Origin of the sequence: Saltatorellus ferox (assembly GCA_007751475.1) — a bacterium.
Taxonomy (GTDB): Bacteria; Planctomycetota; UBA1135; order UBA1135.
In genome coordinates this window covers 5,046,640-5,070,908 of the sequence record CP036434.1, presented here as the reverse complement: position 1 = coordinate 5,070,908, position 24,269 = coordinate 5,046,640, and the positions used below count along the sequence as shown (strand labels likewise).

The 24,269-nt window shown below is 67.9% G+C and carries 16 protein-coding genes and 1 pseudogene; 13 read left to right on the top strand and 4 right to left on the bottom strand.

The annotated features are described in order from the left end of the window. Positions 1 to 144: 144 nt before the first annotated feature. From Poly30_RS18145 to Poly30_RS18120, 6 genes and pseudogenes are all read left to right on the top strand, one after another. Complete coding sequence (locus Poly30_RS18145; protein ID WP_419190344.1) at positions 145 to 2,664, top strand: sigma-70 family RNA polymerase sigma factor; 2,520 nt, start codon at positions 145 to 147, stop codon at positions 2,662 to 2,664. A 19-nt stretch (positions 2,665 to 2,683) separates the two neighbouring features. Beyond that, the gene (locus Poly30_RS18140; RefSeq protein WP_145200358.1) at positions 2,684 to 3,052 is read left to right on the top strand and encodes an MmcQ/YjbR family DNA-binding protein; all 369 of its coding nucleotides are present in this window, start codon (positions 2,684 to 2,686) and stop codon (positions 3,050 to 3,052) included. Between the two features lie 68 nt (positions 3,053 to 3,120). After that, positions 3,121 to 4,536, top strand: coding sequence for a hypothetical protein (locus Poly30_RS18135; protein WP_145200357.1), 1,416 nt, complete (start codon positions 3,121 to 3,123; stop codon positions 4,534 to 4,536). 3 nt (positions 4,537 to 4,539) lie between these two features. After that, positions 4,540 to 4,778, top strand: a pseudogene (locus Poly30_RS18130) (AMP-binding enzyme); the annotation flags it as partial. Positions 4,779 to 4,850: 72 nt separating this feature from the next. Further along, positions 4,851 to 5,237: a BlaI/MecI/CopY family transcriptional regulator gene (locus Poly30_RS18125; RefSeq protein ID WP_145200356.1), complete on the top strand. Its 387-nt coding sequence runs from the start codon at positions 4,851 to 4,853 to the stop codon at positions 5,235 to 5,237. Next, the gene (locus tag Poly30_RS18120; RefSeq protein ID WP_145200355.1) at positions 5,237 to 8,575 is read left to right on the top strand and encodes a M56 family metallopeptidase; all 3,339 of its coding nucleotides are present in this window, start codon (positions 5,237 to 5,239) and stop codon (positions 8,573 to 8,575) included. Before Poly30_RS18125 ends, Poly30_RS18120 begins: the two co-directional genes overlap by 1 nt. Before the next feature lie 54 nt (positions 8,576 to 8,629). On the opposite strand, the gene Poly30_RS18115 is transcribed toward Poly30_RS18120, so the two are convergent. Then, the gene (locus tag Poly30_RS18115) at positions 8,630 to 9,073 is read right to left on the bottom strand and encodes a hypothetical protein (RefSeq protein WP_145200352.1); all 444 of its coding nucleotides are present in this window, start codon (positions 9,071 to 9,073) and stop codon (positions 8,630 to 8,632) included. Positions 9,074 to 9,378: 305 nt separating this feature from the next. Between Poly30_RS18115 and Poly30_RS18110 the strand changes: the two genes are divergently transcribed. The 6 genes from Poly30_RS18110 to Poly30_RS28640 all read left to right on the top strand — a co-directional run bounded on the left by Poly30_RS18110 (position 9,379) and on the right by Poly30_RS28640 (position 16,147). After that, the gene (locus tag Poly30_RS18110) at positions 9,379 to 11,517 is read left to right on the top strand and encodes a S46 family peptidase (RefSeq protein WP_419190343.1); all 2,139 of its coding nucleotides are present in this window, start codon (positions 9,379 to 9,381) and stop codon (positions 11,515 to 11,517) included. 52 nt (positions 11,518 to 11,569) lie between these two features. Continuing rightward, complete coding sequence (locus tag Poly30_RS18105; RefSeq protein WP_145200348.1) at positions 11,570 to 12,949, top strand: hypothetical protein; 1,380 nt, start codon at positions 11,570 to 11,572, stop codon at positions 12,947 to 12,949. A 123-nt stretch (positions 12,950 to 13,072) separates the two neighbouring features. Further along, entirely contained in the window at positions 13,073 to 13,894 is an 822-nt protein-coding gene (locus tag Poly30_RS18100) for a DUF1206 domain-containing protein (RefSeq protein WP_145200345.1), read from the top strand. A 112-nt stretch (positions 13,895 to 14,006) separates the two neighbouring features. Continuing rightward, positions 14,007 to 14,738, top strand: a complete 732-nt coding sequence (locus Poly30_RS28650; protein ID WP_419190342.1) for a hypothetical protein — start codon at positions 14,007 to 14,009, stop codon at positions 14,736 to 14,738. Between the two features lie 10 nt (positions 14,739 to 14,748). Further along, positions 14,749 to 15,393 carry a hypothetical protein gene (locus tag Poly30_RS28645; protein ID WP_419190341.1) on the top strand — a complete coding sequence of 215 codons (645 nt, stop codon included), beginning with the start codon at positions 14,749 to 14,751 and terminating at the stop codon, positions 15,391 to 15,393. After that, positions 15,365 to 16,147, top strand: coding sequence for a ThuA domain-containing protein (locus tag Poly30_RS28640; RefSeq protein WP_419190340.1), 783 nt, complete (start codon positions 15,365 to 15,367; stop codon positions 16,145 to 16,147). Before Poly30_RS28645 ends, Poly30_RS28640 begins: the two co-directional genes overlap by 29 nt. Positions 16,148 to 16,182: 35 nt before the next feature. Here the strand turns inward: Poly30_RS28640 and Poly30_RS18090 are convergent, their stop codons facing one another. Continuing rightward, complete coding sequence (locus Poly30_RS18090; protein WP_145200342.1) at positions 16,183 to 17,412, bottom strand: heparan-alpha-glucosaminide N-acetyltransferase domain-containing protein; 1,230 nt, start codon at positions 17,410 to 17,412, stop codon at positions 16,183 to 16,185. Positions 17,413 to 17,493: 81 nt separating this feature from the next. Next, positions 17,494 to 18,756 carry a sulfatase family protein gene (locus Poly30_RS18085; protein ID WP_145200339.1) on the bottom strand — a complete coding sequence of 421 codons (1,263 nt, stop codon included), beginning with the start codon at positions 18,754 to 18,756 and terminating at the stop codon, positions 17,494 to 17,496. A 106-nt stretch (positions 18,757 to 18,862) separates the two neighbouring features. Between Poly30_RS18085 and Poly30_RS18080 the strand changes: the two genes are divergently transcribed. Next, positions 18,863 to 22,000 carry an RNA polymerase sigma factor gene (locus Poly30_RS18080; RefSeq protein ID WP_145200336.1) on the top strand — a complete coding sequence of 1,046 codons (3,138 nt, stop codon included), beginning with the start codon at positions 18,863 to 18,865 and terminating at the stop codon, positions 21,998 to 22,000. Here the strand turns inward: Poly30_RS18080 and Poly30_RS18075 are convergent. Further along, positions 21,988 to 24,243 (bottom strand): hypothetical protein, encoded by a 2,256-nt coding sequence (locus tag Poly30_RS18075; protein ID WP_145200333.1) that lies wholly within the window; start codon positions 24,241 to 24,243, stop codon positions 21,988 to 21,990. The genes Poly30_RS18080 and Poly30_RS18075 overlap by 13 nt on opposite strands. Positions 24,244 to 24,269: the final 26 nt, after the last annotated feature.

Genomic DNA, 24,269 nt, shown 5'->3' with positions numbered 1-24,269 from the left:
CGCTTCGGGCTGGCACCCTTGGCCAGCGCGCGTTCTTCCGAGCACCCTCTTCGAACCGATCGACGGCGTGGCTGGCCTCGCCGCCGCCGATTCCCTCGATTTCCACCCCTCGCCGAGTCCCGAGCGGTGTCCTTGTTCTATCTCATGGCCTCATCTTCCACCTTCGACCTGCGCTCGCTCGCGCTTCATCATTCCCGATTGCGCGCCTTCGTCGTGGCGCTCGTCCGGGACGAGGAGGCGGCGGACGACGCGATGCAGGAGGTCTGGATTCGGGCGCTTTCCAGCGCGCCGAAAGAGCCTCGAGCGCTCGGCGCCTGGTTGAGGGCCGTGGCGCGCAACGTCGTTCTCAATCGTCAGCGCAGCGGGTCGCGACGACGGTTTCGGGAACGTCAGGTCGCGCGCGCGGAGGCCTTGCCCTCCTCCGCTGACCTGGCAGAGCGCTCCGAGGTCCAGCGTCGTGTTCTCGAGATTCTGGAAAGCCTCGCGGAGCCGCATCGAACGCTGCTCCGCGACCACTACTTCGGCGGCCTTTCGATCCCCGAGATCGCAGCGCGCAGCGGTGCCAGCGTGCACACGCTCAAGGACAGGCTTCAGCGCGCCCGCGCCGTCATGCGCCGCGCCCTGGAGCGCGCCGGGTACGCCGACCGCGATACGTTTCGCTGGGCGGTCGTCGGGACGCTCGTGGGGGCGCCCTCGCGGCGGCCGATTTCCTCTCTCATCGCCTGCTCTTTCGCCATGAAGAAGATCCTCGTTGTCGCCGCCTTTCTCCTCCTGGGTACTGCGTGGATCCTGGCGTCGATGGCGCGGGTTCCCGATCCGCAGCCCTACGAATCGGTCCTGATCACCGAGACCGCGCCGGCGGAACTTCAGCCGCTGGTCATCGAATCGCCCGCTGAACCGCTGACGAGCGCGCGGCGCGTGGCTCCGGGGGCGGCAGCGCTCCATGCGGAAGCCATGGCCACCACGGCCCCGGACTTCGACTGGGTCGTGCGCGGGCGCGTGGTGTTCAGCGAGAACGCGGGTGGAGAGCTCCTGGCTCGGACGCTGCCGAGGGTTCAGGTTCGACTGAGCGCCTACCACGGGTACGACCTGTCTGGCACCGCGTTCGCGACCACGGTCGTGACCTCGTCGGAGGATGGTGCGATCCAGTGGGCGCTACCGAACCCCGGGCGCACGGTATCGATCCGGGCGGAACTCCTCGACGTCCCCGGGCATGACGCCTGGATTCGTGAGCACCATCTCGCGGTCCTCGGAGAGGGCCCGGTGGAGTCGATTTTCGTCCTTGTGAACCCCCGAGACGCGCTGGTGGAGGGGACGGTCCGTGCCTCTGCAGCGGCGTCCGTGCCGGGCGCCGCGATCGTGGGGGCTCGCGTCGTCTACAACGGTGCGGAGACGATGTCGGACGAGCTGGGTGCCTACCGGCTCGCCGTTCCCTCGCGCGGTTATGGGGGCTTGATCGCAACTGCCGAGGGCTATCGTCGCGGAGGGGTGACGCCCGGCGAGCTCAGCGCCGGTGCCATCAGCCAGGTCGACATCGTGCTCGATCCCGAACCCGGTCCCGAGGGCATGGTGTTTGGATACGTGAGGGATGCCGGGGGCTCCGTGGTCTCGGGCGCGCGCGTGCGCTGCTGGAGCTCGCGGGAGGAAGTGGTCCTGACGGACACGACCGGCTACTACGAGCTGCACGGCATTCGTGCCTATCCCGGCAGCGCCGTCTCCATCGAGGCGAGCCACCACGCTTTCGCGCCCCACGAGGCACTCGTGAAGGGTCTGGATGATCCCGCGCCGCGTGATGAGGGCACTCAGCTCGATTTCGAGCTGGTGTCGGGCTCACGCGTCGAGGGGGCGGTCACAGACGCGTTCGGCAACCGAATCCGTGGAGCGGAGGTGTGGATCGGCCCGAGCGCCGACCTCGTGGCGAACCCGCGCGTCTTCACCGACGACGACGGCCAGTTCTCCTTCGAGCATATCCCTCCGCATCCGACGCTGATCGGCGTGGACAAGCACGGGCTTCCCGGCCACGTGCAGGCGCTGCAGGTGCCGCAAGACGGCGAGGCCGTGCGGCTTTCGATCACCCTGCGAAGGGCCATGCCGCTTCGCGGCCGAGTGGTCGACGAAGCGGGTGCTCCCGTCCCGCGGGTGATGGTTCTGGCGCGCACAGGAGCGGCCCATGAGTCGGTAGAGGTGACTGCCATGACCGACGTCGACGGTCGCTTCGAGATCGCGGGGGCCGCCGAAGGCGAGCTCGAGGTCGAGACGCGCGCCGATGGCTGGATGAGGGAGGTTCGGAGCCACCGGCACATGGGGGACGACCTCGAACTCGTCGTGGAGCGCTCCTCGCGGATCTCGGGCCGCGTGGTGGACGCCGTGACGGGCGACCCCATCGAGGCGTTTACGGTTCGTTTCGCCCGCTCCGACGACGAATCGCACGCTTGGTTGGGCTGGATCGATATCTCGTGGATCCATGGGGGACGGACCTTCAGCTCCGTCGATGGGACCTGGTCGACCGGTGAGAAGGACCTGATTCGTCGCGGCGCCTGGACGTACGTCGAGGTGGAAGCCGAAGGGTACGAGGTCCTCCGCCTCGGCCCTCTTCAGGTTCCGGTGGACGGCTCGGAGGAGGGTCCGGGTGCTGAATGGATTCACGAGCTCGTTCGGCCATGAGTTCCTATCATCCAGTGCCATGGTTCCACGGACGCCGAAAGCCCATCCGCAGCGCGAGGCATTCCTCGCCTTCGCCCTGACGCTGCCCGAAGCCTGGGAGGACTTCCCCTGGGGGGAGTCCGTCGCCAAGGTGAAGAAGAAGGTCTTCGTCTTCTTCGGAGTGGAGCTGAGCGGGGCACTCAAGCTTTGCGTCAAGCTCCCGGCCTCCGGTCGCGAGGCGCTGGAGCTCGACGAAGCCGAGCCAGCGGGCTATGGCCTCGGCAAGTCTGGATGGGTGGTCATCGAGTACGGACCCAAGGAGAAAGCGGATCCCGACCAGGTCCGTGACTGGATCCTGGAGAGCTACTGCGCGGTCGCGCCGAAGGCCCTCGCTGCACAAGTGGAATGACCGCTGAGATGACCCAAACTCCGTCATGGCGCCCATGGCCCTTGCCAGTGCTGCGCTATGCTCAGCGGATGCCACTCATTCCACGATCCGGATTGCGCTGTTTTCGCACCGTCATTCTCGCGCTCGTCGCCACTTGCGTCTCGACCCTGGCCCGGGGTCAGACGGGCCTCGATCCCGGACAACCGCTGGCGGCTTGGGCGGTCGCGCTGTCGACGCCCATCACCCTCGGGATCAGCTCCAGCGATCGCTCGATCCTCGACGAGGACCTCAGGCGCCTCGCGGAGGTCCTGGCGCGGAACACCTCCCTGACCGTGGAGCTGGCGTCGACCGAGGACTACGCACCGGAGGAGGCGATGAAGGCCCGCCGTGAGCCCACGCTGGTCGCCCTCGACTCCTGGGACAGCAGCGCCGAAGATATCGCGCGGCGAGCCGGCGTCGACGCCATGTTCGTCATCACGTCCGCGAGCGCGCGGAATGGGAAGACGGTCAAGAAGAAGTACACTCCTGTCCTCAAGGACGGCGGGGACAAGTCTTCGAAGAAGATCGACGTGCAGTCCCTCCTCTACCGGTTCGATGTCGACGTCCGCGCTCTGGAGCGGGCGGAGGGAGAGCCGAACGGAGAACAGGGCAGCGCGTGGATTCGCGTCTCGCAGATCGAGCGAGAGGGCGAGCGGAGCGCGGCGCCGATGTACGTCTCCGCTAGCACCAAGAAGGTGGAGTGGGATCTCGTCAGCGTCGTGGGCAAGGACCTCGACGGCCACCTCACGACGGCGCTGGGGAAGATCTCGAGCCAATGGCCTGCCGATCTCAGGGCCGACAACCTGGGCGCGTTCTACGGATCGCTCGACGAGGATCAGAAGGTGGAGTTCTGGCGCCGCGCCGAACGAGCGAGTCCGGTCAAGGTGGGGCTGCCCGTCGATGACCTGCTCGCTCTGGCTCTCGCAGAATGGTCACGGGCCGAGAAGGAGAAGGGCCCGTGGCGTCCGGGCACCCAGTCGAGGAGCTTCGTGGGTGACTGGATCGCGTCCTGCCGCAGGGCCTGGCCTCTCCGGGACCAGCCGGGCTGGCTCACCGAGCTGATGTCCGGCGGGAACTCGAGTTCAGACCATGCCGGCGCGGCGCAGATGGTGGAAGAACTGCTGACGAACTTTCGTCATCGCCGGCCGATGGGCGTCCACAACCGACGCTTGCCGTACCGACTCGTCCTTGCGCCAGAGGACGTCGGGCTCTCGCTGTTCACCCAGGCCGCGCCCGATCCGGTCCGCTTCTATTGCGACGCCGCGGTCTATAGCGAGGAGGAGTACGACAGGATTCGGAAGTCGAAGTCGCGCTGGCTCCGGAACTTCGATGGAGTCCAGGTGATCCAGACAGGCTCGAAGGTGAAGACGCTGCTGAGGCAGCCCTCGGGATCCCTCGATCCGATCGCGGTCATGGAGTTCCTCTACGGGCAGAGGTCGTATCGCTGGCCGGGTGAGTCCAGGTAGGGGATCATGTCGCGCCCCGACGACGTCATCAACGTCGCGGGCCACCGGCTTTCGACCGGTGCGAGGGAGGAGATCCTCGCCTCGCATCCCGACGTGGCGGAGTGCGCGGTGATCGGCGTCGCGGACGAACTGAAGGGCCAGCGACCGCTTGGCCTCGTCTGCCTCTCCTGTGGCGTCGACCAAGACCACGCTGCCCTCGCCGGGAGTGCGTCCAGCTGATCCGCGACCGGATCGGCCCGGTACCGCCTGAACCGAATTGCGAATTTTTTGGCAATTGAACACGCGGGTTTCGTGCGAACTGCTAAAAAATCAACATGTCTACCGAGCCCCTCAGTCGTCGCGAGCGCGAGATTCTGGACATCCTGTTCCGACTCCGAGGCGGCTCGGCCGCCGAGGTGCGAGCGGAGATGTCCGAGCCCCCGAGCGACTCTGCCGTCCGCACGATCCTCGGCCTCCTCTGCGACAAGGGCCACGCCCGGCGTCGCAAGGAGGGGCGCAAGTACCTGTACGCACCGGGCACCTCGCCTGGGCGAGCCAAGCGACGCGCACTTTCCCATCTCGTGCGGACGTTCTTCGGCGGTTCCAAGGAAGACGCCTTCGCGTACTGGATCGACGAGGAGGCGGGTCAGCTCAGCGATGAAGAGCTGGATCGACTCGCCGAGCGCATTCAACAGGCTCGCAAGAGCAGGAGACAGAAGTGATGTGGACTCCCCAGCACGATGACGTCGCCCTTCGGGTGGCGCTGCTCGGATCGATCTTCCTGGCGCTGGCTCATCTCGTCAACCTGGGCTTGCGGAGGCGCTCGGCCGCCACGCGGCACCTCTGCTGGTCGGCTGTACTGCTCGCCGTGGTGCTGATTCCCGTCGGCGCTTCCGGGCCCTGGCGCGTGGAGTGCTTGCCCGCGTGGGCTGGCCCCGCCCTGGATGTGCCGGCCGCGGATGCGCCTCACGAGGAGGTTGGGCCCGCGGCGGCGCCGCTGCCTGGCCCGAGGGAGCCGTCACCCCGGTTCGCTTCACCGAACCAAGCCGACCCGAACCGGTCGTTCGCCGACGGTCCTGCGGTCGAACGAGGTGATCTCAGGATCGCGGCGCCCGACGGTCCCACGGTCCCTACATCGTCCGCCGCGTACGTGCCTGCGCCCCCGCGCCGCGCGTTTCCGTGGCGAGCGTGGCTTCTCGGTGGCTGGGTCCTGGGGAGTGTCCTCTTGCTGGCTCGCCTCCTCATGGCGGCAGGAAGCGCCAGCCGCGCGACGTCGCGCGCGGTTCCCGCCACGGGCGAACTCGCGTCGCGATTCGGTGATCTGGTGGAGAAGAAGGGCGTGAATCCGCGCGCGCGGCTGCTCGTTTCGGGTGACGTGGGTCAGCCACGGACCACAGGACTCCTCCGACCCGTGATCATCGCGCCAGCGGGCTCCGCCTGGGCGGGATCGAAGGAGGCCACCACCGCAATCCTTCATGAACTGGCCCACGTGGCGAGGCGAGATGTTCTGGCGCAGATGATCGGTCACCTGGCGGTCTCTCTGTACTGGTGGAATCCGATGGCGTGGAGTGCGGCTCGCGCACAGCGTAGGGAGGCGGAACTCTGCTGCGACGACGCCGTGCTGCTCGCGGGCACGAGCGCCGAGGACTACGCCGAGTGCCTTCTCTCGGCGGCGCGAGGGGCCCGGGGTTCACTCGGGGCCCTGCAGCTCGCGATGGCCAGTCCTTCTGGCCTGGAGCAGCGCATCGAGGCAGCCCTCGACGGTGAGCGCCGTCGTGCGATCCTTCCGGCAAGCTGGCGCCGCGCGGCCTGCGTGGCCATGGCGTTGCTCGGCGTTAGTACCGCGACCCTCGGCGTGGTGAGCGGAACCGCAGTGCCACAGGAGCCTCTGGCGGTCGATAGCGCGACCACGCTCGTCGTGAGCCCTGACGGCACGGCGGACTTCACCTCGATTCAGAGCGCGGTGGACGCAGCCCCGGACGGCGCGCGCATCGAGATCCGCGAGGGAACCTATGCCGAGAGGGTCCTCGTGACGAAGTCGCTCACCGTCGTGGGAAGCGGCTCGGCGTCATGCCGGATCGTCGCCGAGTTCGGGGCGGGCTCGGAGCCCACGCTCAAGGTGGGCCAGCCCGCCGCCCTGCAGCTCAGCGGGCTCAAGGTGACGTCGCTCGGGACGGCGGAGAGTGGCGGCCTGCGCCGTGGCGCGGCACTGGTCATCGAGGGCGGGAACGCGAAGATCGAGGACTGCGCCATCGTCGGGTCTCCGGCCAGCGGCGTCTCGATCTCCGGTGATGCCACCGTCACGATGACGGGTTGTTTGATCGCTGGCGCCTGGGCCGAGGGCCTCGTGATCCGTCAGGCAAACGAGGGCGCGGGGAGCGTGCTGATCAAGGACTGCGCGATCCGCCACAACTACCACAACGAGATCATGATCGCGGGCGGCGCGCCGCGGACGCGGGTGGAAGGTTGCTGGATCTCCGGCGCGGGCTGGCACGGCGTTCGGTACGACGGTAGCGCGCCCGAGATCGTCGGCAACCGCTTCTTCGGCAACGAACGCAGCGGCATCTATGCGTCCGGTAAGACGGCGGCGCGCGTCGAGGGAAACCTGTTTCTGGACACCGGCGTCAGCTGCTGGTTCGAGAACGAGGACACCATCGTGGGTAACACGTTCGTCGGCAACCCGAATGGCGGGATGTACGCCAGCTCGGAAGCGGCGGTGGCGATCATCGGTCAGTCGAAGCCTCGGGTCGAGCGCAACGTCATGGCGAGCTGGTCGAACGCCGTCACCGTGGGCAGGTCTTCCGGTGATGGGCCGAAGAACGCGGTCGCCACCGAGTGGGCGATCGTCGGGAACGTGCTCTGGAAGAATGGCCAGGTGCTGAGCGTCATGGGCAAGCCAGCCGAGCTGGAACCTGCCGCAGGGAACGTGGATGCGGACCCTGGTTTCGTGGACGCGGCGCAGGGGGACTACTCACTCGCGGCGGGCTCCGCCGCGAGGGCGAAGGGTGCTGGCGCCGTGGCGGTCCTGCCGCCGAAGAGTCCATGGGCGATGCAGGACGAGGAGAAGCCCGTCGCGACGGGGCCGGATAGCACCTCGGCGCGTCGCAAGCGGCAGGCCCTCGAAGCCCGGTCCATGGGGAGGCAGAGGGCGGCGGTCGCCGCTTCGCAGGGCTGGGTCGACGGCGCGCTCCAGATCCGCGACCCCGAACTGCGGAAGGCGTCCGTCGCGTCCATCCTGGCGGCCTTGCAGTCCGGTGAGGCAAGTCAAGTCGAGGCCGGGCTCGCGGCGTTCCTGAAGATCACGGAGGTCGAATTCGACAAGGCTCCCTTCGAGGCGGTGATGCGCGAGCTCGCGAAGTCACAGGAAGGGAACGCGCAGGTCCAGGCCTTCTACGGTCTTCGCAATGCGCGCAAAGACAGCCGGCCCGAGGATCTCGACCTGCTTATGGCGGAGATCGACGAGGCCCTGGCCAGTGAGGAAGGCGGCGTCCTGCTCGGTTCCGCATCTCATCTCCTGCTGATGTTCTCGGACCGTCAGATCAAGGGGCCGGCGGCTGATGCGGTGATGGCGATGTTCGGGAGCGACAAGGCAGACACTCGCGAGATCCTCAGGGGGCTCTGGGGCGCGCGCGTTTCACCGGAGGTGGCCGAGCACATCATCGGGCTGGCGCAGAAGGGGTCGCGGCATCGCCACGACGCCATCTACTTCGGCCTGAGCACCTTCTACGAGAAGTCTCCGGCCGTGCTTCAGGCACTCTTCGAGGCCTGCGAGGACCCGGACCACAACAACTCGGGCCGTGCGCTCTGGGGCTTGACCTACGGCGTTCCCGAGGCGAGCCACGCGGACGTGGCGGACTTCCTGATCCTGCTGTTCGAGGCGCGCTCTTCGGCCTCGATCCGTCGCGACTGCCTGCAGGGTCTTCGGACCTATGCCAGTGCCCGGCACGTGCCGAAGCTCGAGGAACTGGCCGGCAACGAGCTCCTGAGTGACGAGCTGCGTTCTTCCATCGAAAGCGTCCTGGCAGGCCTCCGCACGGTGACGGGGGATGGCGACAAGTAGCCTGGCTGAACGGACGCCTCTGGCCTCCGCCTGCCTGGCTCCGAACGGCCGTACTCAATCGGGCAGCTTCGTCTTGACGCTCGGCTTCTCCTCGACGGCCAGTTCGGCCTTCGGCCTGGCCACGACCACGTCTCGATCGCGGTCCGCCGCGCCCTCCTCGGCGAAGTGGGTCACGAAACGGTGGCGCCTGCGCTGCAACGTGCTCATGCAGGAGAGGATCAAGCGCGTGTCGGCCCCGCCAGTCAGGTTCGCGAGCGTGAGTCCGAAGACGTGGTACTCGGCGACGGCGTCGGGGCTCAGGTCTCGGCCAACGCCCGGCAGCTCGAGGAGCGGCTCGTACTCCGAGCAGGCGGCTAAGAACTCTCCGGTCTCGGCGAGAAAGAGCGGCTGAAAGCCGAATGCGTCGTTCCCGAGAACGAGGCGGTGCTTTCGATGGTCGTACCGGGCGAAGACGAAGCTCCCGGACGAGTCCGATGCCGGAGCCGAAGCCTCTTCCATGTCCGCGATCTCTTCGGCGATCTCGCCCTGGCCCGTCGGGTAGCCGGCCGCCAGGACGATCGTGTCTCCCCGGTTGCACGGGGCGGTTGTGGCGCCGCCTTCCGCCCCGGCGCGCAGAATCTACGGACCCGACCCTCGGAAAGGGCCAGATTCGCGAAATGGAACCGCCGGGATTCCCGGCCACCGTGGACACCCCGGGGGCATTCCGCCCCTGGCCCTCGCGCTTCTTCGTGACTGTTTCATGTCTCCGCGAAACTCGCCGGTTACAACGTTCGTCCCGAAACGCTTTCCCCGCGCAACCAGACATGCTCAGAACCTCACTCCAGGCCGGCCTCGCTGGCGCTTTTCTCGCTCTCTCCTCGGCCACCGCGCTCGCTGACCCTCTCGTCGCTGCCGCCGGTCTCGCACCCGCAGCCATCGCGGACGAGGGCATGTGGCTCTTCAACAATCCGCCGACCGAGCAGCTGAGGGAGCGCTACGGCTTCGACATCACGGACGAGTGGCTCGAGCACGTGCGCAAGTCGGCCGTTCGCGTCTCGACCGGCGGCTCCGGCTCGATCGTTTCCGCCAGCGGCCTCGTGATGACGAACCACCACGTGGCGTCGGACATCCTGGAGCGTCTCTCGACGGCGGAGAACGATCTGCTCGCGAACGGCTTCCACGCGGAGACGATGGACGCCGAGCTGCCCTGCCCTGACGTTCACCTCGACGTCCTCTGGAGCATCGAGGACGTGACGGAGCGCGTGGATGGCCCCGCCGCTGGCCTCGACGCCGCCGCCGCGGGCGCCGCCCGCCGCAAGGCGATGACCGAGATCGAGGACGCTGCCAAGAAGGAGACCGGCCTGCACGCCGAGGTGGTCACGCTCTACCAGGGCGGCCGCTATCATCTCTACCTCTACAAGCGCTTCGACGACATCCGCATGGTCTTCGCGCCCGAGAAGGGCATCGCTTTCTTCGGCGGCGACAACGACAACTTCGAGTACCCGCGCTATTGCCTCGACGTCACGTTCCTGCGTATCTACGAGGACGGGAAGCCCTACGTGCCCGAGCATTTCCTGAGCTGGAGCGAGGCGGGGGCCGCGGACGGCGAGCTCACCTTCGTGACCGGTCACCCGGGCAGCACCCAGAGGCTCAACACGGTCGCGCACCTCGAGTACCTGCGCGACGTCGCGGTGCCCGGCGCGCTGCATCGACTCATGCGGCAGGAGGTTCTCTTGAACATCTTCTCCGGCACGAGCGAGGAGCATCGCCGCGTGGCCGAGGGCGATCTCTTCGGGATTCAGAACACCCGCAAGGTCTACCTCGGCCGCACGGCCGGGCTGCTGGATCCCGCGGTCTTCGAGGCCAAGCGCGACGAGGAGGATCGCCTGCGCGAAGAGGTCGAGAAGAACGCCGAGTGGGAGGAGAAGTGGGGCAGCGCATGGGACGAAGTGGCGGCGGCTCAGCGGGCGGCCCGAAGCATGAGCCTTCGCTACAACGTCGCGGGCGGGCCAGGGCTCGGCCTCGGTGCACAGCTCGGCGGCTACGCCGTCACGATCGCACGCCTGGCCGATGAACTGCCGAAGGCCAGCACGGATCGCCTGCGCGAGTACGGCGACGCCAGCCTTCCGCGCCTTTACCAGGGTCTTTACTCGCCCGCGCCGATCTACCCCGACTTCGAGATGATGCGCCTCGAGAGCGCGCTGTCGCTGATGGCCGAGACCCTCGGCGCGGAGGATCCGATGGTGGTCGCAGCACTCGCGGGCAAGTCGCCCCGCGCCCGCGCCGCCGAGTGCATCCTCGGGACGACGCTGATGGACATCGAGGCGCGCAAGGCCCTGGTCGAGGGCGGCGCTTCCGCGGTGGAAGCGGCCAACGACCCGCTCATCGGGCTGGCCCAGGCGCTCGACCCCTTCAGCCGCGAACTGCGTAAACGCTACGAGGACGAGGTCCAGTCCGTGGAGCGCGCCGCGTACGCCAAGATCGCCGCCGCTCGCTTCGCCGTCTTCGGCGAGGGCGTGTACCCGGACGCGACGTTCACGCTCCGCCTCTCCTACGGCGCCGTGAAGGGCTACCAGGACGGCGATCGTGAGATTCCGCCGTTCACGGAGTTTGCGGGCCTGTACGAGAAGGCCGAAGAGCGCGCCGGCGAGTCCTGGTACACCCTCCCGGAGTCCTGGAGCAGCCGGGAAGACTCGGTCGTTCCGACGACGAAGTTCAACCTCGTCTCGACCCACGACATCATCGGCGGCAACTCGGGTTCGCCGATGGTCAACAGGAAGGGCGAGGTCGTGGGCCTCATCTTCGACGGCAACATCCAGAGCCTCATCGGCAACTACGCCTACTCGGACGAGGTCGCTCGTTCCGTGTCGGTCGATAGCCGGGGGATCATGGGGGCGCTGGAGCAGGTGTACGACGCCAAGCGCATCGTGGCGGAGCTGAAAGGGCAGGCCGCAGGGAAGTGATCTCTTCGCCATGGGCGGGCAGGATGGCGCGGTTGCGCTATCCTCTCTTCCCATGTCGCGCAGCGCGTTTTTCTTCCTCGTCGGGACGGGGCTGTGCCTCGCGATCGTTGCGGCGGTCCTCTTCGGGAGAGAGGAGGGGCGCGGCACGGACGCCGTGGGGATGCCGGGCGGCGACGGGCTGACCGAGGCGTCTGCTGAATTGATTCCCGGGGTGATGCCCGGGGCGACTCTGCGGCCCGTGGGGTCTCGGTCGGGCGCGGAGGCCACGGAGGGGCGGAGCCGTTCGGAGCGAGTGGAGGCCGTGCCGTCGGTCGCTTCCGTGCCCCAGCCGGGTCCTCCCCCTGCGCCGTGGCCGGTGCAGGGAGTCCTGCTCGACGGGGCCGGCCGTCCCCTCGCAGGCGTGCCGCTGACCTACCTCTCCGAGGCGCCCGACTCGGTGCGCTTCGAGCGCCTCCAGGACAGGCTGGAGCGGATCCGGCCGTTCCGCCGCCACGATGGCGCGTCGGTGAGCACGGACGCGCGGGGGGAATTCACTTTCGACGGACCGGATCGACGGGAAGGCGGTGCGATCCGTTTCGATGTCCCGGACTACCTCGAAGGCCACGTCGTCGCGCCGATCGATCCGAGTGCTGACTGGCAGACCATCCAGGCGCTGCCGACGCCCCACCAGGATTCGACCTGCACGTTCTGGCTGACGGGGAGCCGAGCGCTCGAGCCTGTCGATCTCGAGGGCGTTCGCGTCGAGCCCCTGGCGGGGAGCTTCGAGTTTCCGAGGCGCCGTCCCCGCGACGACGAGCGATCCATCGAGCTGGAGGTCCGCGGGACGAAGGTCGTGCAGCGCGGCGTGCCGCCGGGCCGCTGGCAATTCACCTTCCTCCCGCGACACGGCCTCCATCAGCGGGTGGACGTCCTCATCGAGGAGCCGGGAACCGAACAGCAGATCACGGTGCTCGTGGAGTCATGGCCCGACGGCCTTGCGACCGATCTGGAGTTCGAGCCAGCGGGTGATGGCACGCTCCCCTGGATCGATACCAGTACCGGGATGGACACCTGGCTTCCTGAGGAACGACTGGAGATCGGCGAGCTGCGCCTCGATCGCCACTTCGCTCGCACGCTGCGGATCGGACACGGGCCCGTCAAGGCGGCGGAGCTGACGCTTCGCCTGCGCGCGCTCAGCAGCATGAGTCGGAACGATGCGATCTATCTGGAGCACCGCGGGTCCCGGGAATTCGCCTGGAGGTCGAGCATCGAGGCTCTCTTGGGGCGCTGGCGATCGGGCTCGGCGCGGACGCTCTACCTCGACCTGGCGAGGCTGCCGCTGGCCAGCGGGGAGACGTACGACCTGCGGCCATCGCTGGAGGACGGCTTGCTCGACGTGGTGATCCAGGACGACACGGCCATCGAGGCGATGTCGATCCGGATCCTTCGCTGATCGGGTTCGCGATCAGCAGCGGCGTGCTCGGAATTTAGGCGCGCCCAAGGCGCCCGGTGAGACTCCATGGGCCATCCTCGATTCCACCTGACGCGGAGCCACCCCATGACCCAAGTGAGCGATATGACATCCCCTATGGACACGAACGCTTCCGCCTGGATCGAGCGTCTCGCCCGTGCGGGCTATCTGGCCAAGGGAGTCGTGTACGGAGCGGTCGGCGTTCTCGCCGTGATGGCGGCGGTGGGCTCGGGGGCGACCGGGGAGAAAACGGGGTCCAGCGGCGCGATCCACGCGATCGCCGAGCAGCCGTTCGGGCGCGTCCTCCTGGCGTTCGTCGCGCTGGGTCTCGTGGGCTACGTCGTCTGGCGGCTCGTCGAGGCCATTCAGGATCCCGATGGGCGCGGTACGGACGCCAAGGGGATCGCCGTGAGGATCGGCTTCGCGATCAGCGCTCTGACCTACGCGGCGCTCGCGCTTCTCGCAGGGCGAATCGCGCTCGGGATGGGGAGCGGCGGGGGCTCGGATTCCAAGGAAGAGCTGACCGCGCGCGTGATGGCTCAGCCTTTCGGTCAGTGGGCCGTGGCGCTCGCTGGTGTCGTGGTCGTCGGCATCGGGCTCCGCCACTTCCAGCGTGCCTGGACCGCTTCTTTCATGAAGAAGTACAAGACGCACGAAATGAGCGAGAAGGAGATCCAGGCCGCTCGCCACATCGGTCGGTTCGGGATCTCCGCCCGCGGCGTGACGTTCTGCATGATCGGGGCCTTCATCGTCCAGGCGGCCATGCGGTCCAATCCCGATGGCGCGACGAAGGGGCTCGGGGAAGCGCTCTCGAAGCTATCCCAGCAGACCTACGGTCCGTATCTGCTCGGACTCGTCGCTGCTGGCTTCATCGCGTACGGCGTCTACTGCGTCTCTCGAGCGAAGTACCGAGCGTTCAAGACGTGAAAACAGGCCCACGTCCGCGAGGCGGCTGATTCGGGCTAGGTGCCGGGAGGCGACCGAAGAAAGCGCGCAAAGAGTCTGAACCCTGGCCACGACTGTCACGTTCTCCGGGGGCATGTGCCGCCAGATCGAGGTTGAGTCGCAGCCGCTCCCACGCTCGCATCGGAGCGCCTTCGAGGTCGTGGAGCCCTTCCCGGGGGCGTCGGGATGCGAGGAGCGGCTCGCGAGTCGACTCCAGGAGCACGTCGAGTCGGAGGTGACCTTCTTCGCGGCCAGTCGCCCGTTCGCCGAGGCGCACGCGGGTCCTCTGACGCGGGCCTTTCTGGAGGCGCTGCCAACGGAGTGGGCCGGTGATGTGGTCATCCACAGCTCGCTCGTATGGTTGACGCAGGGGCTGGCGCACGACGAGACCTTCGCCCTCGCCGAACGAGGTGCTCCCCATCGAGTGGCTCCTCCGTTCCGGCACGAGCCGTTTCCTGGAGCGGCCTTCGGTGCGCGCAGGGACTGCAATCTGGCACTGGAGGCGCGGCATCGAATCGCGGTGACCGGCGACCCCGCACCGGTGTTCGCGGTCGGCGCCATCGAGCTGGATCCGCTGGAACGAGCCGAGTCCTTCTGGCTGCCGACCGAGGACCTTCGGACACGGGACCGACGGATTCGGAGGTGGCTGGAGGGCGGCGAAATGGCGGCCGTTTCTCTCCCGCGGGAGACGATCGTCGAGCATGGATGGGGCGCGTTCTGGTGTCCGCAGCCCGCGCTCTCTCCGGGGTTTCAGCTGGTGATCCGCGCCACCCTCGGCAGCGCGGCTCCGATCGTGGACGGCATTCGGAACATGAGCTTCCTGTAGGGCTCGTACCATGCGATTCGATTCCACGCTCACGCCCCTCCGCGCTCTGCCGAAGTTTCCCGATCCCGTCCTTCGCGAGGAGGCGAGCCAGTGCCGCGTTTCCTGTCGCGCTGCCCTCGCCGCCGGGCCGGTGCATCGTTCGTTCCTGGCGGCGCTGCCCGATGACTGGCGCGAAGATCCTGGCGTCGAGGTCTTCTCGCGGCTGCTCTGGCTCCGCTCCGGCTGGTATCCACTGCGGCCGTTCTTTCACGTCGACTGGGGTACCACGGCCGATGCGCCCGGGCGCGTCGAGACCCTTGCTGCGAGTTTCGGCGCCGCGTGCCGGACCGAGTTCGTCGACGGCTCCTTCGAGCTGGACGACGGAATCGAGCCGCACTCGCGCGGACGCCAGGTGGAGGCGCTCGTGGACGCGTGCGCGGTCCCGACGACCTCACTGGAGAGTCATCGGCTCTATCACTTCGACAACCAGGCCTGGCACCGCGCCACCGCGGCGCGGTCGACGGGCTGGCGCCTTCTCATCCGCGCGATCCGGGGCCTCGACCCGGCGCGGCGGCACGACGGCGAGGGAACGTTCACCAGCGTCAGGAACGACTACGTCCCCAGGACTCCGGAGGAGCTCGAACGCCATGCGCCCTACGCCACACCGTCGCGCTGATCCATGGGAGGGCCGCAGGAAGCTGCTCGCCGTCGCGGACGTTCAGACGGGCTACCACCACGGATCGATCTCGCACGCGCTCGCCACTCTCTCGCAGATCGGCCGCGCGAGCGGGGACTTCGTCACGGAGATCCGCACGGACTCGCAGCTCATCACCCGCACGCCGATCCTGGGCGTGGGCGAGAAGTACGGGGGCAAGCGCGTCAACGCGCGCGACCTGAACGATTTCGACGCACTCTTTCTCCTGCCGAGCGGCTCCGGGACGATGGGCGACACGCAGAAGCAGGACCTGCTCGACTTCGTCGCCGAGGACGGCAAAGGGCTCGTCGTCGGGCACGCCGCGACCGTCGGCTTCTTCGACTGGCCCGAGTTCGGGGAACTCGTGGGCGGGCGCCTCGCAGGGGAGGTCGACGGAAGGGCGAAGGTGATCGTCGAGGATCCGAGCTTCCCTGGCGTCGAGGCGTTCGGCGGCCAGACCTTCGAGTTCGACGAGCAGCATCCGATCCTGAAGGCGCCCTACGGGCGGGACGCGTGTCAGGTGATCCTGCGCCTCGATCCCGAGTGCCTCGAACCCGAGGTCCGCGCGCGCCGCGAGGACGACGACTTCCCGGTCCTCTGGACGCGTTCCCACGGCGCGGGCCGCGTCTGCAACCTGGCCTGGGGTCACCACGAGGAAACGTGGGACGATCCGCGCTTCCATGCGCTGGTGCGAGGCGCGGTGCAGTGGGCCATGGGGGCTCGAGACCCGCGTTGACGGCAGACTCTTCTGCGGGCGCTGCAAAGTGGCGGTCAGACCTTGAGATGCCAGTCCTTGCGGTCCAGCCACCAGCAGAAGAGCCACCACAGGCAGAGGTAGAGAACCACGTGCATCCAAAGCCCTGGGGCCTGCCCGAGCCACGCGGTGAGCCAGGCCTGGGTTCCGGACATCCAGCTCTGGGACGACCCGTCCGGGCCGTGCATCTGCCAGCGGGTCCAGAGGACCTTGAAGCTCAGTTCCGCGGCGAGGTAGAGGGCGATGGCGTTGAGTCCGAAGACCCGTAGCACCCGGCCGGAGGACCAGCGTAGCAAGTCGATCCACACGAAGAAGGCGCTGTAGAGCAGCATGCCCGTGCCTGCTGCGAGCAGGACGTAGGCAGGGCTGAAGAGCCACTTGCTGAACGGCACGGTCCAGGTGCCCCAGAGCCCGCCGCCCGCGGGGTCGTAGTTCCACTGCAAGAGGAAACCGAGCAGCGTGAGCCCGAGGCCGAGAACGGCGACGTGCGCAGCGTTGCGCGCGCTGGCCCTTCGGAACTCGGTCTCGGATGGCTGATCGTGCTGGCGACGGAGCCGGCGCGTCGTGAGACCGCCGAGGACCGCAAGCGCGGCGCATGGCAAGACCTGCTGCCACATGCCGAACCACCCCAGGATCCTGTCGAGCAGGGACCCCGGCCGATGCTCCGCGGCCACGAAGCGCTTGACGGAGTCGAAGTGGTGGAAGGTGCCGGGGCCCTGCGTGGAAGTCGCGCCCGTCGCGCGCGGGGAGAACGGCTCGCTGACGACGTCGTAGGGCAAGCCGGCGAGCAGCAGCCACTTGCCGAGCAGGACCACGACCACGAAGCCGAACTGCGCCCGGCGCGGAAGCAGGAAGACGCAGACCGCCGTGAAATAGCCCCAGGCGATGAGCTGCAGCACGTTCCAGCGGAAGACGTCCGTCCATTGCGCAGGTCGATCGAAGTACGACCCGGCGACCGTCAGCAGCACGCCGAGGAAGTAGAGAACGACCGAGCGCCGGAACGCGGTCCTGATCTTCTCGGATCCTGTCTGTGACTGCCCGCGCCCCGAGTCCATGGACAGCGGAATCGCGGCGCCGGCGATGAAGAGGAACCAGGGGAACACGAGGTCGGTGAACGTCGCGCCCTGGGCCGAGGCGTTCCAGTCCACGTGGAAGAGCTGGCGGTGGAAGACCTGCTCGTTCCAGGTCAGGTTGACCAGCAGCATCGCGGCGATGTCGAAGCCGCGGAAGGCGTCGAGCGAGTGCAAGCGGCGCGATCGTCGAGGCCGGTCCTCGGCGGCCGTCGCAGGGGAGTCCTGGATGGGTCCATGAGTCAGGGAAGCCACGAATTAGGGAAACGTCGGGAAGGCAGCCGCGAGTCGGTCTCGAATCGAGGTCGTGGCGGATCCTGGCGCCAGAACGAGCAGGTCCTGGGTTTCGTGCGGGTCGACGCTGAGGTCGTAGAGTTCCTCGCGAGCAGGGTTCGAGAACTGGATCAGCTTGTAGCGAATCGTTCGCAGGGCCCGGAATTCGGGGACCTGGCCCGTCGCTCCCGGGAAGGGAGCTTGCCGGATGTAGAGATGATCGCGCCCACCCGCGGACTGAGGCTGCGTCAGCTGCGCTGCGAAGCTGATCGAATCCTGTGCGATCGACGCCGGCGTGGTCTGACCGACGAGCTGCTGCACGGTGGCGAAGACATCCGTCACGTGGATCAACGCGTCGCATTCAGCGCCCGCCGCGACGCCCGGTCCCGCGACGAGGAACGGGACGCGTACGCCGCCCTCGTAGGGGGTTCGTTTCCCGTGGCCCATGGGCCATGGCGCGGTGATCGTTCCGTTCGGTGATCCATTGTCGCCGATCACGAAGACGTAGGTTTCGTTCAGGTCGACCGCGGCCAGCAGGAGCCCGAGGTGTCGGTCGAGGGCCTCGACCATGGCGATGTGTTGCTGGGCGGGGAAGGAAGGCGACCCCTGGCTGTGGAGGTAGCTAGGTGGAACGTGGAAGGGAGAGTGGGCGAGGATCGGACAGTGGTAGGCAAAGAACGGCTCGTTCGTTCCCTGGCTCGCCTCGAGGAGTTCGATCGCTCGACGCGTGAGCGTGGATGGGTAGTAGCCGGACTCGTCGCGGCGCATGCCGTTCTCATGCCTCGTCCACTGGAAGTAGCGGGCCTGACCTGCGTAGCCGCTGCACAGGTCGAAGCCAGCTTGGAGCGGCGCTTCGAGAGGGTCGCCCGTGTCCTTCAGGTGCCATTTGCCGAGGGCCATCGAACGATGCCGGGGTAGCGCGGCAGCCAGGGTGGTCTCGGCGGGTGGGAGCGGCGTGTAGACACCGTCCGTGGCGCTGATGATCGTGGTGATTCCGGTGCGATCGCCGTACCGCCCGGTGAGGAGCGCCGCGCGCGTGGGGCTGCAGACCGGATAGGCCCAGGCGTTCCGGAACAGCACGCCCTGCGCGGCAAGGGCGTCGAGGGCCGGCGTGGGAGCCGGGTTCGGGTGGTCCGCGTACGCGCCGATCTTGTCGCGTCCGACGTCGTCCATGAGGACGATCAGGATGTTGCTTGGATCGTCGGCAGGCGTGGCCGCCAGGAGGCAGCAGGCGAGTATCGTGAGCATCTCACCATCGTAAGCTCGGGACGGAGATGACGGGCCAGAGTGTCCGATACGGGAATCTCAGGAATCGACCTGACGGCCGAGGCGGCCGTCAGACTCCTACTGCGAGATGAATCACCGAAACGAAGAGCTCTTGAAGCAGCAGGACGAGTGGCTGCGCCGGATGGCGCGGCACCTCGTGGGAAAGGCCAGCGCGGCCGAGGATCTGGCGCAGGACACCTGGGTCGCAGGAATCGAAGCGGGGGCGGCGCGGGTAACGCTGCGGCCCTGGCTCTTCCGGGTCCTCTCGAACAAGGCGTCCGGGGCCCGTTCCGGCCAGCGGCGCGCCGATGACGCGCTCCGCATGGTGCAGCGTGAAGCCCGTCTGGAGGCTTCGGCTCCGGACGAGGCCGTGGCGGATCTGGAGCTTCGTGAGCGTGTTCTTCGGGAGCTGCAAGCGCTGGATGAACCGCTGCGGACGGCGATTCATCAGGTGTACTTCCTGGGGCTCAGCACGCGCGAGGCGGGCGCGGCGCTCGGGGTCTCCCACTCGACGGTGGCGCAGCGAACGCAGAAGGGACTCGACGCGCTGCGGGTGCGACTGGATCGGGCGTACGGTGGCGAGCGGAAGCTGTGGACCATGATTCTGGCCCCCGCGATTGCCCGGGGGTCGGGCGGGGCGGCAGCGGCGGGCGCGTCCGTCGTCAGGAATCAGGCCGGGCGCGCCCTTGGGACCATGAAGATCGCGGGCGGAGCGGCTCTGCTCGCAGGCGCGGGCTGGCTCGCCAGCCGCGCGCTGCTCGAACCGGTTGCGACGCCGGTGAGCTTGGGCTCGGTCACCGCGGTCGCGCCAGATCCTTCGCCCGTCGCGCCGCGCGGCCCCGCCGAGCTTGCGGCTCTTGGGAGCCGGGTCGAGCCAGCGCTCCGTAGCGCCGTGTCCGCGCCCGATTCGGCGACACAGAACGCCACGATCACGGCGCGCTTCCTCCTCCCCGGCGGCGAGCCCGCAGCGGGCGCACGGTGGTCCCTTTCGGGCATGGGCGCCAGCGAAGAGCGCGTCCGCCAGTTCGGACTCCCGGACGACTGGGAGACCCTTCGGGGTCAGCTCGATGGGGACGGAAACCTGGTGCTGACTTTCGACCCGCCCCAGGCCATGCAGTTCTTTCTCACGGTCTGGGACGAGGGCGTGGTGCCAGAGGGCGTGGTGCCAGAGGGCGTGGTGGCGGAGAGCTGGCGCTGGGGTCACGTTCGGCCGGAGGAGCGCAAGGAGATCGGGACGGTTCGGTTCCTGGAAGCCTGTGAGCTGCGGGGCTTCGTGGTCGACGAGAACGATCAGCCCATCGTGGGCCGCGCGGCCTGGATCCGTGCGGAAGAGGCGGTGCCGGTCGAGGGCGGTGGTCGCGAGCCGAGGTGCCAGAGGGTCCAGCTCGATCCCGCCACCGGTTCCTTCGTTCTCGACGCTGTACCCGCGGGGAAGATGCTCGTTTCCGCGTCGGGAGCGCTGAGGACCCGCGCTCCGGAACCGGTGGAGGTGGAGCTTGGGTCGGGGAACGAGATGCTGCTTTCGATCGACTCATCGTCCTACGGGGGCGGCCGGATCGAAGCGCGAGTTTGCCACAGTGCGTTCTCCTTCCGCGAGGATCCGGTTCCCCTCGAATGCGTGTGGCTGGAGGCGCCCGATGGGCTGCACATCGCCGCGACGGAGTATCGTGCCAGGTCTCGGTCGTACGTCTTCGAGTGCGCTCCGGACGGGCCTCTGAGTCTCGTGGCCGAACATCCGGCGATCGAGCCGGTTCGAGTGGAGAACGTCGATTCGGTTCCGATGCTGAGCTTCAGCCTCATCGGAAGCTCGGGTCTGCTCTGGTCGGTCACCGGCCCTGATGGGGAAAGCGTGGATCAGTATTCGATCGAGATGACGCGCCACGATTCGAAGTTCCTGGCGCCCGTGCGCGCCCTTCATCCAGGGGAGAGTTCCTTGCCGGACGGCCTGCTCGAGGGGCTCTGGCCGGGCACCTATGGCTTCACGGTGCGTTCGCCCCTCGGCTCCGCGACGATCGAAGTCCAGGACCTGGGAGCCGGCGAGCGCCGTCCCGTGGCGGTGGCCCTCGCTCCGACGCTGAGGGTCACCGGGCGCCTGATCCGGCCGTCGGGCCAGGCCGTGGCAGGGGAGACCGTGCGGCTCGTGATGCCCGCCGAAGAGAACGACTCGCACCAGTCGCTGGTGGTGCAGTCACCTGTCGCCGTCGCCGTTCATCCGACGCACAGGCGCTGCATCGAGCGCCTGCTGTCGGATGATGCGGGTCGCTTCGAGTTCACGGTGGACGCGCCGGGCCGCTACCTGGTGGTCGGTGGCGACGAGATGCGACCCATGGCATGGAGCGAATTCCTCGACCTGGAGGCTGGCGCGGTGCACGACCCTGTGACCCTGACCCTGGCAGAGCCGAGCGGGATCATGGGGAGCTTCGAGCCTCCGGCGCACTTGCCCCGGAGCGGCTGGATGATTCAACTCGAAAGGGAAGGATCAGGAGCTGTTGGAGGTTCAAGGAACAAGCCCGCCGTGGATGACGAAGGCCGCTTCCACATTCCATCGCTCTCGGGCGGAACGTACCGGCTCTACGCCACGCTGCGGGCAGAGTCCTCGTGGCTGGGCGAGGAGATGCGGCCCCACGGAGCCTACTCGCTCGGCTCCGTCGAGGTACGCGCCGGAGAGATGACGGAGGCAGTGGACCTGCGGATCCTGGCGCCGGTCCCGGCCCAGGTCGGCGTGACGCTGCAGCCGAGCGGCGAGCTGGAGGGAAGCGTCCAGGTGATGTTCCGGCCGCTCGGTCGGGAGGGAGCGTGGATGTCCACCGGGACGAAGGGAACCGTGTCGGCGATCGAGCCCGCGATCCTGGAGCCCGGCGCCTATGCGGTGTCGTTCCAGGGCAAGGGCTGGCGCGCCTTCGATCCGCGCGAGCTCCTGATTCCCGAAAACGAGGCCGTCACGATCACCGTGCCCCTCGACGTGTCCGAGCACCGCGTCCAGCTCTTCCGCGGCGGCGAGCCGCTGCGCCGCGCGCGGGTCACGCTCACGTCGCCTGCCAACGAATCGCATCGGCGCTTCGCCTCCAACGCCTACGACGTGGACGAAGACGGCTGGTTGGAAGCCAGGTTGTCCTCGGGGACCTGGAAGCTGTTCTTGCTCGAAGAGGGCGACACGGGGCCGCCAGCGCCCGCGGTGGACTTCGTCTGGCCGCCGGCGTCGGATACCCTCGACTACCGGAACTGAATCGTCGTTCCGTTGGTGAAGTTCGACGTCGCCACGCCAGCGACGCTATCGCGGTGCCAGACCTGGAAGTTCCAGGTCTGGCCCGCCATCGACATCACGGGGCCAGTGGGCTGGGGGATCTGGTTCGTATCGAGCATGCGCTCGTAGGTCCCGCTCGCGCTGACCTGGAAGATGCCGAAGCGGCCGACGGAGCCGCTCACGCAGAGCGTGCCCTGGCTCCCGCCTACGTTCGGGATGTCGCCCTGGGAAAGCGATGCGAGGAAGTAGCCGAAGTTGTTCGGCGGCAACGATTCGACGCGAAGCTCGCTGTCGAAGCCCGGGATGCGGCTGCCGATGCCGTACAGGAAGCCCCGCTGTCCCGTGCTGTTGGGCTCGCCGTAGCAGTACTGCTTGCCGCTCGAGTTTCGTTCGTCGGGCAGGGTCACGAAGGCGCCGCGGATCTCCGTGGAGGGGCCGCTCGCGTCGCTCCAGAGGAAGAGGCTGCGGCCGACGACGCTCCCGGTGAACTCGAACAGCTGACCGAGGGCGGCGAGCGATCCCGGGACGACGTTGGGTCCGGCGAGGTGGAGCCGGCGCTCGATGATGCCGAAGGAGTCGAACGTGGGCTGGATCGTCGTGACAAAGACATGGCCGTTCTCCAGGTAGCCCAGCATGAAGTGCTGCGGGCCCGTCGCGATGACGACGTCGTCCTGGTTGGGCGCGCGGTCCGCGTGCTCGGCGACCTGGAGTTCGATGGTGTCGTACACAGAGGTTCCGCTGTACAGCGCCACGAACGCGTCGGACACGTTGGAGGGTCGATCGTCGTAGGTGATGACGTAGTAGCTTCGATCTCCGTCGAGCGGGAACCGGTCGGTCGTATCCGATATCTGGACGTCGAAGTAGAGGGCGGAGGTCGTGGGCGGCGCCACCGTTCTCGGTCCTACCGCCTGATTCAGGTCGTAGCGGTACCTGGTGGCCTGGACGCGGGAAGCACCGCTGCCCAGATCTCGGCCTGCCCAGGCGATGACCCAGTCAATGTCCGCATAGAGGCCCGTGGCCCGGGTGATCGTCGGGGCGGACATGTCCTCGGTCGGCGAGGCGGCGACCGCGCGTTCGATCTGGTTCGGCCCCGGCGGAGTTCCCGGGGAAAGAAGCGCGTGAACGTCCCGGTGGGTTCCGTAGTCGCGGTTGTACGCGATGCAGAAACTGAAGGCCTGGTAGTAAAGATCGCCGGCCACCGCGGGCGCGGTGCACGAGAACGTGGACGTGGCGCTCTTCAGGGTGAAGGCCGGCTGGAACGCACCGTTCGGCTCGCGGAGCCTCGCGACGATGTCCCGCGAGCCGGGAACGGCGACGCTAGGCGCGTCGGCCACGACCAGGAGATAGAAGAGACTGCTCGTGGTCGCGATGCGCGGGCCTCGCCACGAGCGCGCCGTTTGCTCGACGTAGGCGCCTGCGGATACGGTTCCATCGGGGGCGACGAGGGCCGCGTAGATGTCGACGTCGGTCGCGGAGAACGACTCCTCGTAGACAACGTGGAACCCGACGTTCGCGCCCGCGTAGACCAGGTCAGGGGCCCCGAGGTCCGTAGCCGCCGCGCCGACCGTGAACGTGGAGAGGATCGGGTCGACCAGGATCGGGGACTCGGCTTCTGCGAGGAAGGCGGCCGGAACGGTCAGGTGGATCTCGCCGTCCACCCAGGTGGCGGGCACGTCGACTCGCTGCCCCCTGGCGTCGATCGCCGTCGTGGCGCCGTAGCTGACCCCGCCGTACTCATGGGAGAACAGGAAACCGCCCCGGTGCTCCTTCACGGAGAGCTCCGTCTCGACGGCGAGTTCGAGGGTGAGGGCGCCCGACCCTGCGGGCACGTCGAACAGGAACGACTGTTCGATCTGGTCGGGCGTCGCGTCGTAGCGCACCTGGACGCCGCCGCGGTCGAGGACGATGCGATTCTCCATTCGAGTGACCTGCGCCTCGCCCTCGAGCTCGAGCGACCCGCGCTCTCCTGTGATCTTCAGCAGCTGAAGCTTCACGGGGAAGTTCCGCGGTGCGTCCGAGCCGAGGAATGGATGAAAGGCCAACCCGGTTGCGTCTGCGCTGGCCTTGTAGATTCGTCCGCGAAGCCAGTGCGTGCCGTCGGCGGCCAGGTCGTGGTGGACCACCGCGTGCCGATCCGTGGCGTGGGAGATGGAGAATGGGACAGGGCTCGACCGTTGAAGACCGGTCGGGGGGAGCGCGGCCAGTGCGAGAAGGGCGAGCTGCATGGAACGGAGGATTCGAGGGATGGACG

Excerpts from the sequence above, each read along its gene's own strand:
- Poly30_RS18145 (WP_419190344.1), top strand. The coding sequence starts at position 145 with ATGGCCTCATCTTCCACCTTCGACCTGCGCTCGCTCGCGCTTCATCAT.
- Poly30_RS18140 (WP_145200358.1), top strand. The coding sequence starts at position 2,684 with ATGGTTCCACGGACGCCGAAAGCCCATCCGCAGCGCGAGGCATTCCTC.
- Poly30_RS18135 (WP_145200357.1), top strand. The coding sequence starts at position 3,121 with ATGCCACTCATTCCACGATCCGGATTGCGCTGTTTTCGCACCGTCATT.
- Poly30_RS18125 (WP_145200356.1), top strand. The coding sequence starts at position 4,851 with ATGTCTACCGAGCCCCTCAGTCGTCGCGAGCGCGAGATTCTGGACATC.
- Poly30_RS18120 (WP_145200355.1), top strand. The coding sequence starts at position 5,237 with ATGTGGACTCCCCAGCACGATGACGTCGCCCTTCGGGTGGCGCTGCTC.
- Poly30_RS18115 (WP_145200352.1), bottom strand. The coding sequence starts at position 9,073 with ATGGAAGAGGCTTCGGCTCCGGCATCGGACTCGTCCGGGAGCTTCGTC.
- Poly30_RS18110 (WP_419190343.1), top strand. The coding sequence starts at position 9,379 with ATGCTCAGAACCTCACTCCAGGCCGGCCTCGCTGGCGCTTTTCTCGCT.
- Poly30_RS18105 (WP_145200348.1), top strand. The coding sequence starts at position 11,570 with ATGTCGCGCAGCGCGTTTTTCTTCCTCGTCGGGACGGGGCTGTGCCTC.
- Poly30_RS18100 (WP_145200345.1), top strand. The coding sequence starts at position 13,073 with ATGACATCCCCTATGGACACGAACGCTTCCGCCTGGATCGAGCGTCTC.
- Poly30_RS28650 (WP_419190342.1), top strand. The coding sequence starts at position 14,007 with ATGTGCCGCCAGATCGAGGTTGAGTCGCAGCCGCTCCCACGCTCGCAT.
- Poly30_RS28645 (WP_419190341.1), top strand. The coding sequence starts at position 14,749 with ATGCGATTCGATTCCACGCTCACGCCCCTCCGCGCTCTGCCGAAGTTT.
- Poly30_RS28640 (WP_419190340.1), top strand. The coding sequence starts at position 15,365 with ATGCGCCCTACGCCACACCGTCGCGCTGATCCATGGGAGGGCCGCAGG.
- Poly30_RS18085 (WP_145200339.1), bottom strand. The coding sequence starts at position 18,756 with ATGCTCACGATACTCGCCTGCTGCCTCCTGGCGGCCACGCCTGCCGAC.
- Poly30_RS18080 (WP_145200336.1), top strand. The coding sequence starts at position 18,863 with ATGAATCACCGAAACGAAGAGCTCTTGAAGCAGCAGGACGAGTGGCTG.
- Poly30_RS18075 (WP_145200333.1), bottom strand. The coding sequence starts at position 24,243 with ATGCAGCTCGCCCTTCTCGCACTGGCCGCGCTCCCCCCGACCGGTCTT.